Source organism: Rhizocola hellebori, assembly GCF_016862955.1.
Taxonomy (GTDB): Bacteria; Actinomycetota; Actinomycetes; order Mycobacteriales; family Micromonosporaceae; genus Rhizocola; species Rhizocola hellebori.
This window is the reverse complement of sequence record NZ_BONY01000018.1, coordinates 19,754-33,677: the sequence shown is the minus strand read 5'-3', so window position 1 is coordinate 33,677 and position 13,924 is coordinate 19,754. Positions and strand designations below refer to the sequence as shown.

General features: G+C 64.8%; 15 protein-coding genes. 6 read left to right on the top strand and 9 right to left on the bottom strand.

All coding sequences use genetic code 11. The annotated features are described in order from the left end of the window. Nucleotides 1–2: 2 nt before the first annotated feature. On the bottom strand, nucleotides 3–1,235 hold the full coding sequence (locus tag Rhe02_RS16745; protein WP_203909168.1) for a sensor domain-containing phosphodiesterase: 1,233 nt from the start codon (nucleotides 1,233–1,235) through the stop codon (nucleotides 3–5). On the opposite strand from Rhe02_RS16745, the gene Rhe02_RS16740 reads away from it, so the two are divergent. Next, a complete protein-coding gene (locus Rhe02_RS16740; RefSeq protein ID WP_203909167.1) occupies nucleotides 1,219–1,665 on the top strand; it encodes a hypothetical protein in 447 nt (148 codons plus the stop codon). The genes Rhe02_RS16745 and Rhe02_RS16740 overlap by 17 nt on opposite strands. A gap of 219 nt (nucleotides 1,666–1,884) precedes the next feature. Further along, nucleotides 1,885–2,286, top strand: a complete 402-nt coding sequence (locus Rhe02_RS16735; RefSeq protein WP_203909166.1) for a S24/S26 family peptidase — start codon at nucleotides 1,885–1,887, stop codon at nucleotides 2,284–2,286. Between the two features lie 282 nt (nucleotides 2,287–2,568). Here the strand turns inward: Rhe02_RS16735 and Rhe02_RS16730 are convergent, their stop codons facing one another. The 4 genes from Rhe02_RS16730 to Rhe02_RS49830 form a co-directional block, all read right to left on the bottom strand. Further along, nucleotides 2,569–3,603 (bottom strand): RNA polymerase subunit sigma-70, encoded by a 1,035-nt coding sequence (locus tag Rhe02_RS16730; protein WP_203909262.1) that lies wholly within the window; start codon nucleotides 3,601–3,603, stop codon nucleotides 2,569–2,571. A 65-nt stretch (nucleotides 3,604–3,668) separates the two neighbouring features. Further along, nucleotides 3,669–5,330, bottom strand: a complete 1,662-nt coding sequence (locus tag Rhe02_RS16725) for an MFS transporter (protein ID WP_203909165.1) — start codon at nucleotides 5,328–5,330, stop codon at nucleotides 3,669–3,671. A gap of 170 nt (nucleotides 5,331–5,500) precedes the next feature. After that, nucleotides 5,501–5,743: a hypothetical protein gene (locus tag Rhe02_RS16720; RefSeq protein ID WP_203909164.1), complete on the bottom strand. Its 243-nt coding sequence runs from the start codon at nucleotides 5,741–5,743 to the stop codon at nucleotides 5,501–5,503. Between the two features lie 158 nt (nucleotides 5,744–5,901). Further along, nucleotides 5,902–7,191, bottom strand: coding sequence for a ricin-type beta-trefoil lectin domain protein (locus tag Rhe02_RS49830; protein ID WP_239123871.1), 1,290 nt, complete (start codon nucleotides 7,189–7,191; stop codon nucleotides 5,902–5,904). 223 nt (nucleotides 7,192–7,414) lie between these two features. Here Rhe02_RS49830 and Rhe02_RS16710 point away from each other — a divergent pair, with 223 nt between their 5' ends. Then, complete coding sequence (locus Rhe02_RS16710) at nucleotides 7,415–7,573, top strand: hypothetical protein (protein WP_203909163.1); 159 nt, start codon at nucleotides 7,415–7,417, stop codon at nucleotides 7,571–7,573. A gap of 1,422 nt (nucleotides 7,574–8,995) precedes the next feature. On the opposite strand, the gene Rhe02_RS16705 is transcribed toward Rhe02_RS16710, so the two are convergent. Beyond that, nucleotides 8,996–10,480 carry a hypothetical protein gene (locus Rhe02_RS16705; RefSeq protein WP_203909162.1) on the bottom strand — a complete coding sequence of 495 codons (1,485 nt, stop codon included), beginning with the start codon at nucleotides 10,478–10,480 and terminating at the stop codon, nucleotides 8,996–8,998. A gap of 272 nt (nucleotides 10,481–10,752) precedes the next feature. Here Rhe02_RS16705 and Rhe02_RS16700 point away from each other — a divergent pair, with 272 nt between their 5' ends. Both Rhe02_RS16700 and Rhe02_RS16695 read left to right on the top strand, forming a co-directional pair. Beyond that, on the top strand, nucleotides 10,753–10,968 hold the full coding sequence (locus tag Rhe02_RS16700) for a hypothetical protein (RefSeq protein ID WP_203909161.1): 216 nt from the start codon (nucleotides 10,753–10,755) through the stop codon (nucleotides 10,966–10,968). 52 nt (nucleotides 10,969–11,020) lie between these two features. Further along, a complete protein-coding gene (locus Rhe02_RS16695; RefSeq protein WP_203909160.1) occupies nucleotides 11,021–11,299 on the top strand; it encodes a hypothetical protein in 279 nt (92 codons plus the stop codon). Between the two features lie 275 nt (nucleotides 11,300–11,574). Here Rhe02_RS16695 and Rhe02_RS16690 read toward each other — a convergent pair whose 3' ends face one another. The 3 genes from Rhe02_RS16690 to Rhe02_RS16680 form a co-directional block, all read right to left on the bottom strand. Further along, the gene (locus tag Rhe02_RS16690; RefSeq protein WP_203909159.1) at nucleotides 11,575–11,901 is read right to left on the bottom strand and encodes a hypothetical protein; all 327 of its coding nucleotides are present in this window, start codon (nucleotides 11,899–11,901) and stop codon (nucleotides 11,575–11,577) included. A 182-nt stretch (nucleotides 11,902–12,083) separates the two neighbouring features. Further along, complete coding sequence (locus Rhe02_RS16685; RefSeq protein WP_203909158.1) at nucleotides 12,084–12,608, bottom strand: hypothetical protein; 525 nt, start codon at nucleotides 12,606–12,608, stop codon at nucleotides 12,084–12,086. A gap of 450 nt (nucleotides 12,609–13,058) precedes the next feature. Then, nucleotides 13,059–13,313, bottom strand: a complete 255-nt coding sequence (locus tag Rhe02_RS16680; protein ID WP_203909157.1) for a hypothetical protein — start codon at nucleotides 13,311–13,313, stop codon at nucleotides 13,059–13,061. Between the two features lie 142 nt (nucleotides 13,314–13,455). Here Rhe02_RS16680 and Rhe02_RS16675 point away from each other — a divergent pair, with 142 nt between their 5' ends. Continuing rightward, on the top strand, nucleotides 13,456–13,764 hold the full coding sequence (locus Rhe02_RS16675) for a trypco2 family protein (protein WP_203909156.1): 309 nt from the start codon (nucleotides 13,456–13,458) through the stop codon (nucleotides 13,762–13,764). The last annotated feature ends 160 nt before the right edge of the window (nucleotides 13,765–13,924 follow it).

The following is a 13,924-nucleotide window of genomic DNA, read 5'->3' as shown; positions in this document are numbered from 1 at the left end:
CCCTATCCCTGCGCGTTTTCGACGGGTGATGAGGTCGGCGGCATCCGGTGCAGCAGTTGGTGGGCCGCTTCGGTAATCGTCGCGCGGTCATAGCTGACGATCATGTCGAATTCGCGCTGCGGATCTGGGAGTGCTGACGGGACTTCCTTGGCGAACAGGGCGCCGGCGAAGTAGCTGTTGAGGATGATGACGGTCCATTCGCCGATCAGCGGGTCGGCTGGGTCCAGCGGGCAGCCGTGGATGCCTTTGGCGGGTTCAGCGGGCATGTCCTGCGCGAAGACGGCGGTGAGGGCGCCGCCGGCCGCCATGGCGGTGTATCGGTGGCGGGTGGCGTCATCGAAGTATTGCTGTTGCTGGAAAGTCGCGAGCAGGACCATTGCTTCGGGTGCTTGGCTTCCCATTGCCTCGATGTGGTTGCTGAGTGGCAGTAGCCGTTGTTTGGTGGTGCGCACGGGAGTGTGGCGCCGCTGGGCGACGTCGAAAGGCGTACCGGCGGATGACTTTGCTGGTTCGTGCCGGGGCAGGTGGTTGCCGGGAAGTTCGTGTCGCGCGGGCAATGGCCCGGGCCGACCGAACAACCATCCTTGCCCGAGGGTTGCCCCCATGGACAAGGCCGTGCGGAGGTGGTCCTCGTTTTCGATTCCCTCGGCGAGGATTACCGCCCCGGTGCGGTCGGACTCGGCCATGACAGCGTTGACGACTTTCGCTGTCGCGCGGGTAGTCCTTCCCTGGACGACAGAACGGTCGATCTTGATGACATCCGGACCGAGAAGGGACATGAGAGCGAGGCTCGACGGGTTGACGCCGACGTCGTCGATCGCGATGCGAGCCGACCGTTCGCGCATGAGCGCAACAGATTCCAGCAGAGCTGCCGGGTCGTCGCCCAGAGAGCGTTCCGTAATCTCGATGACGATCTGCAGTTCCTGCGCCGCCTGATCGATGATCGGGGCCAGGTTCGGCGGGCATGCGCTGCGCAACGCAGACGGTTCCACGTTGACGAAAAGAGGTACATCCTTCGGCAGTTGTGCGGTCAACGCGGCGCGGTAGGCAGCGGCTTGGGCCAGCCAGTCCAGATCAGCGAGGCGTCCAAGGTTCCGCGCGCGGCTGAACAGCTCCCTGGGAGTGCTGAGCGTCGAGCCAGACGGGCCGCGGGCAAGCGCCTCATAGCCGGCCACCCGGTTGGTGGCCAACGAAATGATCGGCTGGAAGACCGGGCGGATGGCCTTCGTCGCCATGATGTTCTCGAACTCGCCTGCTTCAGCCGGATCAGTCACCGTTCCCCGCTCAGCCGTTGATGATGACGTGATCAACAATAGCGGCCGCAGCGCTGTCAACACGGAGTTGGCCAATTCTGCCCACCTCGAAGCTCAAGGTTTTCTCGGCGACGGTTGCCATCTGGCAGGACGCGGCCGTCAGACAGCCCTCGGGACTAGCCTGGACTTGCTGGGGCGGGCCTACGTCGCCTGTCAAGTGATCCGGGTCGTATCCCGAGTTCGGCCGGCCAAAGCAACAGGGCTCGCCTCCACCGCAATCACGCTTGCCGTCATCGCCGATCGGCCTTTTGTTCTTGGGATTTGCACCACCAAACAGCCCCGGCACAACAACACCGTTGATCTACCCGCACCTCTGATGACCTATCACTTCCGAACCCGCACCGATAAGTGATCGCGATCGAAGCGAGCAACGCGATCGACTGACGTCCGTGGCTTGGTGGGAGCGTGGCGACCCGGGTCGCTACGCACGCGATCACTGTCCGGCACGAATCACCTTGTCCTGCATACGAAGCGCTGCGGCGGGTCGCGGCCCACAGAGACGAATCCGCCTAGCTCGCTTCGGGTCGGATCGAGGCGAGGCGAAAATCGGTGGCGCGAGAACGCTGAGGGCATGGATGGTGTACCCGTGGGGATTCTGCAAGCCGTTGCCGCCCGCGTCGCGGCGGGCCAGACAGTCCAGTTCCGACCAACAGGGTCGTCCATGGCCCCGCTCATCCATAGCCGCGATCTGGTCGTGGTGGCGCCGGTGAACCCAGCCAAAGTCGAGGTCGGCGACATCGTGCTGGCCAAGGTCACGGGCACCGTCTACTTACACCGGGTATCGGTGGTCGACCGGGGCTACGCACAGGTACAGATCAGCAACAACCGCGGCCTCGTCAACGGCTGGACCCACCACAGCAAGATCTACGGCATCTGTGTGACAGTGGCAGGCACACCACGTCCTGGCGTCGACGGCAAGGTCGCCAAGTCCGCCTCTGAAGCACCAGACCCAGCACGTGATGTCGCCGCGTAGATGAACCAGTTGGCGGCCCACGCGGGCAGGCCCGACCGTGAGCTCAGCGTTAGGTTCTCAGCCACCAGTGTGCGATGCACACGGCCGCTGTCTCACACTCCTAACGGTTAGCGGACAGGTTCGCCGACCGCGTTGCTGCCACACTGTCCCGCGGTAAGCCATGGTGAGCGGAAGCGGTCACCCGGAAGGACCCCGGCGCCGTAGCCTGACCGGCAGCGCCAACCACGTTCACCACCTACCCGGTGACATATCGCGCCTGCGTGCTGATCCTCTGTTGAGCTGCTACGACATCAGTGTCTCGGCCTGCCCGAGGGTTGCGGGCAGGCCGAATGCCGGGAACCGGCTGGGGCCGAACGTGGTGATCTCAGCGATGCGCCCGTCGACCGGCCGCAGCACGTCGAGACTCTGCGGGCTATACCATGTGTCACCGGGCCGCTGCACGTAGTGGGCCACGGCCGGTTGCCTGTTGGCCCGGGTGGGGATGCTGCGCCATCGACCCAGGTAGCGAGGTGACGACGGGTCGAGCACTGCCGTCAGATCGGCCACTAGCGGATCCCTGGCCAGCCACAGTGGATCGGGCATGCCCGGTGTGCATGCCGTCAGCATCGGCATTGTCACCCGGACGTCTTCGTGTAGCAGCTCGGCTAGCGCTTGGGCGTCGGCCCGCTCGAAGACCCACATGTACCGCTGGAGCAACCTTCGTTCGGCCTGCGTCGGGTCTTCGGCGGGCGCCCACTCCAGCCGACGCGGCGGCAGGTGCTCCTTGAGGGTGGCCCGGGCGCGTTGTAGTGCGCTGTTGACCGAGGCGACCGTTAACCCCAGTACCGCCGACGTCTGGCTGGCCGGCCAGCCCAACACGTCGCGCATGATTAGCGCGGCTCGCTGTTTGGGTGGCAGATGCTGGATGGCGACCAAGAACGCCAGCTCGATGGTTTCCTTAGCGACCAGCGCGGCATCCGGCTCCGCGTCGGTCGGCAACGCCGGTTCGAGCAGCAGATCGGGGTAGGGCTCAAGCCAGTTGACGTCGTCGGGCGAGTCCGATGTCAAGGCGGCGGACCCGGCAGAACGCGCGACCGGCCGGCGGGGATTACGGTCGAGGAAGTCCAAACACGCGTTGGTGGCAATGCGGTAAAGCCAGGCACGTATCGACGCCCGGCCCTCAAACGCTTCACGCTTGCGCCACGCCCGTAAGAAGGTCTCCTGCACCAGGTCTTCGGCGTCGTCGAACGAACCGAGCATCCGATAGCAATGGACCTGAAGCTCACGGCGATGTCCCTCGACAAGCGAAGCGAACGCCGCCTGGTCGAGGTCCCGCATCGCCGGCCTATCGGGTGCTTGCTTGACATCCCGCACGTCGTGGCCGGGCTCGGCCTCCAGACGGCTCACGAATGCGCCCCACTCTCGGATGGGCCAATGGTCGGCACAGGTGGCGGCACGCTACCACGACCCTGTGTCCGGTAGCCCGCCTTCGGACCCGTTGCCGGTTCGGCGTCAGCCGCAACGGGCAGCGGTCCACCCGGTATCGGCATCCCGTTTGTCGTGGGTACCTGTCGTAGGCCCACCAATGCCAGCACTGCCAAGATCGTGAACAGCGCTACCGCCACCATCGCCACCACGTTCAATCCATGGGTGAACGCCTGCCGCGCCGATGACATCAGCTGCTCGGCGACCGGGCCGGAGATCTGCGCCGCCACCGGTACAGCGCCCGCGATACTCTCCTGCGCGGCACCCGCGGCGGTATCCGGTACACCGGCAGGCACTTGAATTTGCGACCGGTAAATCGACGTGCCGACCACACCCAGCACCGCGACGCCGAGGGCTGTGCCGAACTCTCCCAACGTGCCGGATAGTGACCCGGCCGAACCGGCCTTCTCCGGCGGCACCGACGACATGATGAGGGTGGCGCTCAGGATGCCCAGCGCCCCGCCCCCGGCCAACGCGATGGTCAGACCGGTCATCAGCATGCCCAACCCACCAGTGTCTACTTGCGACACGATGAACATGCCGACCGCGGCGAAGACCCCGGCGATGCCCAACACGATCGCCGGCTTCACCTTCTGCGACACGCCGGCCGCGAAGTTGCCGAACACGATCATGGCGATCGAGGGCAGCAGCATCCACACCGCGACCCGGGCGGGTGTCAGCCCTTCAACCATCTGCAGGTAAAGCGTGGACATCAGGGTGACGCCGCCGGAGAACATCGGCGCGAGCAGTGCCAGCACCACCGCGACAGCCAGCGCCCGGTTGCTGAACAGAGTCAGGTCGAGCAGCGGGTTGGTGATACGCCGCTGGCGGACCACGAACAATACCGCGCTAGCCAGGCCGACCAGGACGGCCACGACAGGAACGGCCCCCCAGCCGGCGCGGCCCACCTCCTTGAGGCCGTATATGACTGGCAAGATCGCCACCAGCGAGAGCGGCACGCTGAGCACATCGAGCCGCCCGGCGGTCAGATTGCGCGATTCGGGCAGTAGCAGCGGGCCCAACACCAGCAGCAGACCCATGACCGGCACCGCCATGAGGAAGATCGAACCCCACCAGAACGCGCCCAGCAACAGGCCACCCACGACCGGGCCGAGCACGATGCCGCCCATCAACGTGGTGCCCCAGACACCCATCGCCACGCCCATCTGCTTGGGGTCGCGGAACATGGTGCGGATGATCGCCAGCACCGACGGGGTCACCGCGGCGCCCGCGAGGCCGAGCATGGCCCGGGAGACGATCAGCATCTCGGTTGAGGTCGAGTAGGCCGCCAACAACGATGCGATGACGAACGCCGCGCCGCCCGCAAGCAGCACTCGCCGCCGCCCGACCCGGTCGCCTAGCGTCCCCATCGTGATCAGCAAGCCGCTGATGAGGAAGCCGTAGATGTCGGTGATCCAAAGCTGCTCGGTGCTGTTGGCGCGCATGTCCTCGCTCACCTTCGGCAGCGCGAGGAACATCACGTTGATGTCCACCGCCGCCACCATGGTGGGCAAACACAGCACGGCCAGCGCCAGCCACTCCCGCCTGCCCGCCTTGGCTGCAACGTCGATTGTCGTCATTGCTGGGTCCTCGTCGTCGAGCCGCATCCAGGTAGCAGCCGCCTAACTGTTGAGACGGCAATCCTGCGCGAAACTCATCGCCACGAAAGAAGTTCCAGTCCGTTGCGCAGATGACCCGCGGCGCAGTCAAGCCACTCCTTGACAGTCACGGGCATCGGCGACGATCGACATCAGTAGCTCCACCGGGCACCATCCCATCCATGAGCACCGGGCAAGTTCGGGTAAGGAAGAACATTGTGTCGATGTTTCGGCATCGGGAACGGCCCGCGATACAGCGTGTCCAGCGTGGTCGCAAGAGTGTCGATGTTGGACGTTTCGGTGTCGACTGTTTCGATCAGCGCGATGGCCTGATCTGCCATCGCCTGCTCCACGAGATCGGGCTGACGCAGCCGCGGTGCCGCGAAAGCGGCCATGATCTCTTGGACCCGGATCCCAAACCCGGCGTCGACGGCCCGCCTTCGTCAGCACCGTGGTGACCCTGGCGCGAGTCGTATCCCGGAACGTGCGGTCAGGGCGCGGGAGCCTATCCGCTCCCGCGCCCTGACCCGTCAGCGTGCCCCTTGGCGGGCCGTCACGCGGCCTTCACGAAGTACTGTGCGGCCGTTCCGTTGCAGTCCCAGATTTGCAGTCGCGCGCCGTCCGCCGTCGAGCCTCCCGGGGAGTCCAGGCACTTGTTGGAGTTCGGATTGCGCAACCGGTTACCTTCCTGGACCCAGTTCTGTGCGCCGGTGCCGTTGCAGTCCCAGAGCTGCACCTTCGTGCCGTTGGCCGTACCCGCGCCGTTGACGTCGAGGCACCGGCCCAGCGTGCGCAGGGTCTGGCCGTCCCAGCTCCACTGCTGGTCCTGCGAAACAGCAGACCCCTGGCACGTCCACAGCTGCACGGCCGCGCCATTGCCGCCCGTGTCGTTTCCGGCCACGTCCACGCACTTGCCGCCCGGCCCGTTGATCTGCGTCGAGGGCCCACCCGGCGTGCTCCCGCCGTCCTGGTAGTAGCGCACGTAGTCGATCGATGCGGTGAGCGGGAACTGGCCCTGCACGGGGTTCTGTCCGGGGTACGTGCCGCCCAGCGCCAGGTTGAAGATGAGGTGGAACGGCTTGCGGAACTCTTCCAAGGTCGCCGGTGTCGTGTCGATCACGTGCGTTTGCACACCGTCGATGTACCAGCGGATCTGCGCGGCCGTCCACTCGATCGCATAGACGTGGAAGGCCGCGGCGTTGTTGACGGCGGGGTTCGCGACGTAGTTGGCGTTCTGACCCGCTGTCCACGGGAACACGCCGGTCCGCACATCCCAGAAGATGTTGTTCGTGACGGTCGCGTTCGCGTTCGCGTGTTCCATGATGTCGACCTCGCCGCAACTGGCCCAGTTGGTGGGCAGGCGGTCGTAGTAGGTCTGCGCCGGGTTGTAGGCGCTCGTGGATGTCTCGTCGCACGAGTCACCGAGCATCCAGAAAGCCGGCCACGAGCCGGTGGCGGTCGGGAGCGCCATGCGCGCCTCGATACGGCCGTATTGGAAGGACCTCTTGGTGTCCGTCGTCATGCGACACGACGTCTGGTAGAAGTTGCGGCCGTTGACCACGATTGGCGTCGTGAGCCAGTTGGCGCGCATCACGAGGTTGCCGCCGGACTGCGTGCAGTTCTCGGGGCGGTACCACTCCCACTCGCCGTTGCCCCAGCCGTCGAAAGCATTGAGGCCGGGGTTGAGGCCGTTGCCGACGTTGTAGTTCCAGTTGGCGCTGCTGGGCGCGCCGGACCCGTTGAACTCGTCGGCCCACACGAGGTTCCACGCAGCTTGTGCGGGCTGCTGCTGGACGACCACGCTGCCGGCGAGTGCAGTGACGGCCGCGGTGAGGAGGATCATGAGGCGCCGGCCGCGTGACAGCGCTCGGTTCACGGCGCGGCCACGGGGCATGCGGGGTGCGCGTTCTTGTTGAATCTCCACAGCGAATGTGCCCTTCTCGAGCAGGAGCGGAGGTGGTGCGATGGGCGGAAATGCCTGTTCGAGTCCCCCACGTGGACGGACGTGAGAGCGCTCTCTCATAGTGCGCGACTGGAAACCTTGTTGTCAATAACCAGCCATGTAAATGCAACGAACTCGCGCAGGAGGCGACAAACACGAGGCGGCCGCACTGCGCGATCCTCATCGCGGGTTCGAGGGCGTCGTGATCGGCGAACCACAGCACGCTTTCTACGGCAACCAGTTCGGCTTGACGTTCCCGCCCTTCGAGCACCACGACGTTTAACTGTGGATTCCCGAGGTCGGAGGCGCCGTGGACCCGGGCAGCGACGCGCACGACCTCGTCATGGCTCTTTACGGTGGCATGAGCAAGGGTGAACGCAACCGAATCAAGATCCGGGTGGTCCCTGCGGGACGATGGGAGCTGCACACCGATGACGCGCTGCCGGGTGAGTGTCGCCGTCCACCCCGCGCCCTAGATTTGGGAGGACCAGCCAGTCTCGTTGACAACGGCAGCCTCAGGCAGTCGCCGCCCGCGTACTCATCTGCCACGAAGCGGGCGTTGATCTAGCGAAGTCGGGTGTCCACAAAGGATCCGCGAGCGATCGGTGCAGGCGTTTCCATGCCAACATCCCTATATGTCAGCGCCGTCTCAGCCGGCCGGTCCTTATCGGACAGCGCTGGCCCGGTCTCATCTCGGAACCCGCACCGGACATAGATCGCAAGCGCAGCGAGCAACGCGATCCACTCCCCGTCCGAAACCGAAGGGTCATCGGTCGCCGTGTGAGGTCGGTATGGGGCGCGGTGTCAGCGGTGCCGCTGGTCCGTTTCCCCATGCCGCCTCCCGAACCCGGCGTGCGCCTTACAACGCACCGGGCTCTCCATAAGTCCCGCAGGGTATGACGGCCTCACGGTGCAGCTTGGTCTGGATATGGTGTACCCGGACCTCAGCGCAATATTGCCGAGTCCAGCTCGCCGGCATTCACCGACGTCGTCCTCCTGATGTTCCCGCACTTTTCCACTGCTGACTTGCTGGCCCCCTTCGCCGTGTTCGTGCCGTTAACACGCTAGGACTACTACCGGGCCTCCGCCCATCTACCGACCTTCAGCCGACGACGTGCCTATCGCGCCGCTGGATGGGTTCCAGGGCGTAGGAGTGATCGCGTAGATGTTCCCGTGTTCACCGATAACCGTTTGATCAGCTTGGCATCCAGCTAGGCCCCGGCAGCATCTCCACGGCTACGCCGCAGGCTTTCACCATGGCCTTCCTATCGGCACGGCGAACCGGCTACGGAGTCGATCCTCCAATGAGGACGATCGTGCGCTGCATCCCGACCCATACCCGCCAGATTTGAGCCGGTGACGGGCTTTGACACTGACGACCTGCTCACAGTCCACATCAAAGTGGCCGGGGCAAATCGACGTCGCTGGTCACGGTTGCCGGGGCCTGACCGAAAACCACCTTCCGATCGGCTCGCGTCCGACGCGCGGCTGGGCCTGACCCGAGCCGAAAATCGGCGCGCTGGTCGCCGAGCGGGCCGCTTTCGTTGGTGTGGCGCAGGCTCAGGTGGCGGCGGCAGTGGCACGGATAGAGATGATCGTGGTGGAGCGCCCGGCCGCCGCGGCCTCTTCCCCCGCTCGCGATCCTTTGAGCGGCAGTCGAAAGGCGCGCCCCGCAGGTGGGGACGCGCCTTTGGGGATGGGAAAGTCAGCGAGACAGAGGCAAGGACTTACGACGGCGTGTCGCCACGACGATGACGAGCCCCGCGGCAAGTAGCAGTAGGCCCACCACCGCGATCAGGGTGACCTTCGGGCCGGTGATAGGCAGGCCGCCGCCGCCCCCGGGCGCGTTGAGCACTATGGGTGCCTTGTTGTTCGCCGGGTTCGCGTCGGTGAGCCAGGTCTCCTCTAGGGACCCGGTCGCGGAGCTGATCACCGAATTCACCACAAAGCTGATCGGGAAGGTGTAGCTCTTGCCCGCTTCGATCAACTCCGGCCCGAGGCACTCGTAGAGGGACGCGTCGAGGCGCTTCGGATTCGCGTCGGGGACACCAGGCTCGGTCACCGCTTGGCAGTTGGTAGGCAGCGATTTCAGCGAGGCACCGGGCGGCACGGTGAGGGTGACCTGTGAGCGGCCCTCGAAGGGGTCGCCTTCCACGTAGTGGGTGGCGTTTCCGACGTTCTTAATGCCGACGTCCAGGGTGATCGTGTCGCCGACCGCTCCTGACCCTGTGCCGCCGATAGCCGCGAAGTCACGGACCTTGTCGCCCAGCATCTCGATGGTGTACCCGGTCCAGCTGTTAAACGGATCGGTGTCGACCTGGTCGTCCATGGCCGTCGGCGTCTGGATGAGGTCGAGCTCGCCGCCGCCGCTACCCGGGCTGCCGAACCACTCCTGCCCCAACTCCGCCTTGAGCAGCTCCAGCTCGGCCGTCGTGAGCCAGATCGCTTCGAGGCTGGCGTATTCCCCGGCCGGAGAATCGGTGCGCAGTGTCATCGGCAATGCCGCTCCGTAACGCGCCCCAACGGCCAGGTCGTTGTCGAAGACGCAGGCCCGCACCTGACCGGCGTCGTAAAGACAGTTGGTGTACTTCGCTGGGCCGGAGAGCCAGAAGCCCTTGTAGACAACAACCGCGACGCCGTTGACCGCCTTTTTTCCGGCGTTGATGACTGCGAGCGGGAGGTCGAAAGTCGCGCCCGGCTGCACACCGATGCTGTCGAAGGTGGCAGCGGCGAGGTCGACACCCTCGGCGATGGTGATCTTTCCGTTGCCCGTGATGGTCGGCTGGTCTGATGACTCGAGGGTCGCCTTGATCTGGCCGGAGTCTCCGATCTTGGCACCGGGGGCCGCTTTGACGTCGAACGTCCAAGGTAGAGCGGTGTATGGACCGGATATCTCATGCCAGGTGCAGGTGATCGTGGCTGCTGCGGTGGTGCAGCTGGGCGAGGTGGTGACCGTAGCGACGCCGCTCAGCCCGGTCAGGTCAACGGTTAACTTGATCTGCGTGAAAGTGAAATTCTCCGCCGAGCGCAGCGTGAAAAAGCGCCGAGCCGCGGCACCGTCGTCGGGCACCAGCGTTTCTGCAAAGGCGAGAACAACCGGTGACTTGGCCGCTGCAGCCGCGGGGACGGGAATTGTGCTGATCGTTGCCACGCAGGCCGCTGCGGCGAGGCCCCGCTTAAGGAGTGACATCTGTCGAAGAGTAGTGCCTCACCGTGCACTGTGGGGGGCGCCGGCCAGGCGATGGGCTTCTGCCAGGAAGTTGGCGTAGACGGCCGCGTTGCGCAGTGCGGTCGCAGGGCGCAGAGCTTCGACAGCGGCGAGCGGGTCGCAGCCGGGAACGCATCGCGCCAAAGCTTGGCTTGGCCCGTGGGCGACGAATGCTTCACCGTCTTGCGTGGACAGACGTTTCGGAAAGCCAGAGAATGTCGAAGCCGGGCTGCCCCTGAAACGTACCCAAGTCGATGATCGTGCGGCTGGCGCCGCTCCCGCAGGCATTGCCCGAGCGGAGGTCGCCGTGGACCAGCGTTTTGGCCTTCACCGTCCACGCTTGGATGTCTTCCTGGCAGCAGCGTCTTGGCGGCCGCTACAACCTGACAGCATCACTGATCGCGGCGCTGGTCTTCGCGTTCACAGTAGCCGGGCTTGTCGGGCTGGCGATCACCCTGCGGTGCTCGTAAATCCGATTCGTTGCTGTGACGTAAGGTTTTGTGCGCTGTCCCGGGAGCATAGGTGACGACGATCCAGAGCATGTCGGCCTCATTGGTGTACATTCTCTTGCGCCAGATTCTGCAATTGCTCACCCAGCTTGCCCGCGACGGCGGCGCCAAGGACGTCGAACTTCTGGTGCTGCGGAATCAGGTGGCGGTCCTGCGCGGCAGGTACACCGCCCGGGTCTGCAGCCTGAGGATCGGGTGGTGCTGGCGGCACTATCGCGGCTGCTGCCCCGACCACATTGGCCGGCGTTCTTCGTCACCCCAGCCACACTGCTGCGCTGGCACCGGCAACTGATCGCCCGGCACCGGACCTATCCACACGCACGCTGCGGCCGGCCGCCAATCGATCGGGAGCTGCCCGAGCTGGTAATGCGGTGACGCATCCGGAGCGGACACATCACCACGCTCCAACTCCCTCAAAGGAAACGCACCCCCCGGTCGGCCGACCGCAGGCCGATCCACGTGATCGGGACAGTGCGTGCTGCGTAAGGATAATATGCGGCCCGCATATTAAGTGTTATCACTATAAGGCATGCCGGCAGCCCCGGTCATGAGACACCGCCTACACGTTCACCCGTGACGACCTGTATACGCATTCAACGCCGCCACAACTTCCCCGAGCGCCTTAAGGTACTCACGGCTCGCAGCCACGACCTCTTGATCATGCAACGTATCGGCCGATATCTTTGCGAGCCGCCGGCTCAACGAAGTTAGCTCGTCGAGCCGGCCATGATGGTGGCCGCCGTTGAGGACTGTGCCGGCGATGCCTGCGATGTAACCATCGGTCTGCAGCAGATCCATCAACCATGCCTCCAAATCCTCACCATCGGCGTGGTCTGGATAACCGAGGCCTTCCAACTTTGCTACTGCCGCACGTAGCGCATCACTCTTCGACATGTCAAACCCAAAAGATTACGAGTCTGCCAGGCATCGGTCCAGCAGCCACCGACTCTCTGAATTTTCCAGCTGCAATTTTACGTCTTGGTCTTGATCTGGATACCCGGGGACCCGCCTTTGAGTGTGACTGAAACGCCCGGCTGCCTGTGCTGATTGAAAAATCCATGGCATCGCGCGGGCAGTCAATGGCCGATCTCCCCTTGCCATGACTGCCCAAGCGGTATTGGACCGAACGAAGGCGATTCTCGAACGTTGATGCATGCCAGTTGTCGAGGAGACAACGGCCACCGGGGCTGATCTGGCCGCGCCGCCGGACGCCTCTGCCGCTCTGGTGGCAACACCGCTCGTTGGACCGAGTGATCCCGCGCCCTTTGGACCCAAACCAGCATGATGGCTTCGGTGCCTGCGCGGCCGGCGGCGGAGCCGTAGTTGCCGTTGCTCCAGTCGTTGGCGATCGGGTCGGCTACGCCGTGCCAGAGCATTGATCCGGCCGCGCCTGGGTCGTCGATGGCCAGGGCCGCCAGGTCGTAGACGCCGCAACCTCCACCGCTTGCGGCCATGGCGATGGTGCTGCAGTTCCAAGCCGCCTGCGCGATGCCTCTGCCCGCGTTCCAAAGTGTGTCTACTGAGCTGGTTTGGATGCCAGCCCACTGGTCGAGCAGCCAGGTCAGCTTGTCGGGCTTAGGCTGGGTGGCCGTGGTGGCCACGACGGTGCGGCCCCAGTGGTTGTAGCCTGTGTGTTTGTTTGTCCACCCGCCCGATGGGCCGAATCTGAGCCAGATCGTCAGATCGTATAGCCCATAGCTTGAGTGATGCAGGCGAACGAAGGTTACCCCTCATGCCGCCGCTCCCCCACCACCACCGCGGACCGGATCTGCTGGGATCCTTGACCGCCCGCACCGACCGCAAGTCGGCCTGGTCCATACGCCACAACAAGACTGCCGCCTCCGCCGGGATCCGGTCGTGTTCTACGGACGGATGTCGACTGACCCGTTCCACGATTTCGCCACCTCCGCAGGCTGGCAACGGGCCATGGCCGAAGACCTTATCGCCGGGCACGGTACGATCGTGGCCGAATACATCGACCAAGGATTCACTCGCAGCAGAGGCCGGGCATCACGACCCGAAGCCGTAAACTCCTCACAGCCATAAGGGATCTACGCCGCGGATTCGAAGCCGTCGTTGTTGGAGAGTTCGAGCGCGCCTTCTACGGTGATCAGCTGCTTCATTTGGCGCCGATGTTCGAGGCCCTCGGTTTGGCCGTCCGGCTGCCAGAGCTCGACGGGCCAGCCGACACCCGGGATTCGATGCACTTGTCTCTCCTGAAACTGCTTGGTGTGCATGCCAAACGCGAAGTGCAGCGGGCGCGGATCCGGTTGAAAGCCGCGATGCAGTTCCAGGTCGCCGAACACGGCCGCACCATCGGCGGCCGACCACGCCCATTCATATAGATGACGGCACGTCGACGCGGGATACCTGTTCGGCGGCTGTATTGATCTTTTCGCATGGGTGATGATGACGGTTGCTGAAGCTTCGATCTTAAGGATGGTGGTCGTGTCCGATGATGCGCTGACGCTGGCTGACCTGATTTATCAGCTGCGCGGGGATCTGAACCTGGCCGCATGGCAGGGCAGAGACAAGGATCCGAAGTTTGTCGTCGGCCCGATCGAGCTGGAAGTGTCTGTTGTGGTCGACACGTCCCGCTCCGGCGGGGTGGCGGCCAAACTGGTGCTGGTGGACGCCTCGGCCGGTGCCACGCGCACATCGCAGACGGTGCACCGCATCAGGCTGACACTGCAGCCGATTGGCCCGGACGGGCGGTCGCCGCACATTTCCGGCGAGCCGATGCCAGGTGAAGAATAGCCCGCTGCGCCTTGGCCGCGCGTGCCGTGGAGCCGGATGGGGCCGCTGCGGTGAAACGCGTGCCAACGCCTGCGAGACCCGTGAGCCGACCCGCTGGGGCAGACCCGGCTCCGGCAACGTGCCTTCCTGGCGTCCGCGGCGGGACCACGCCAAGCCGTAG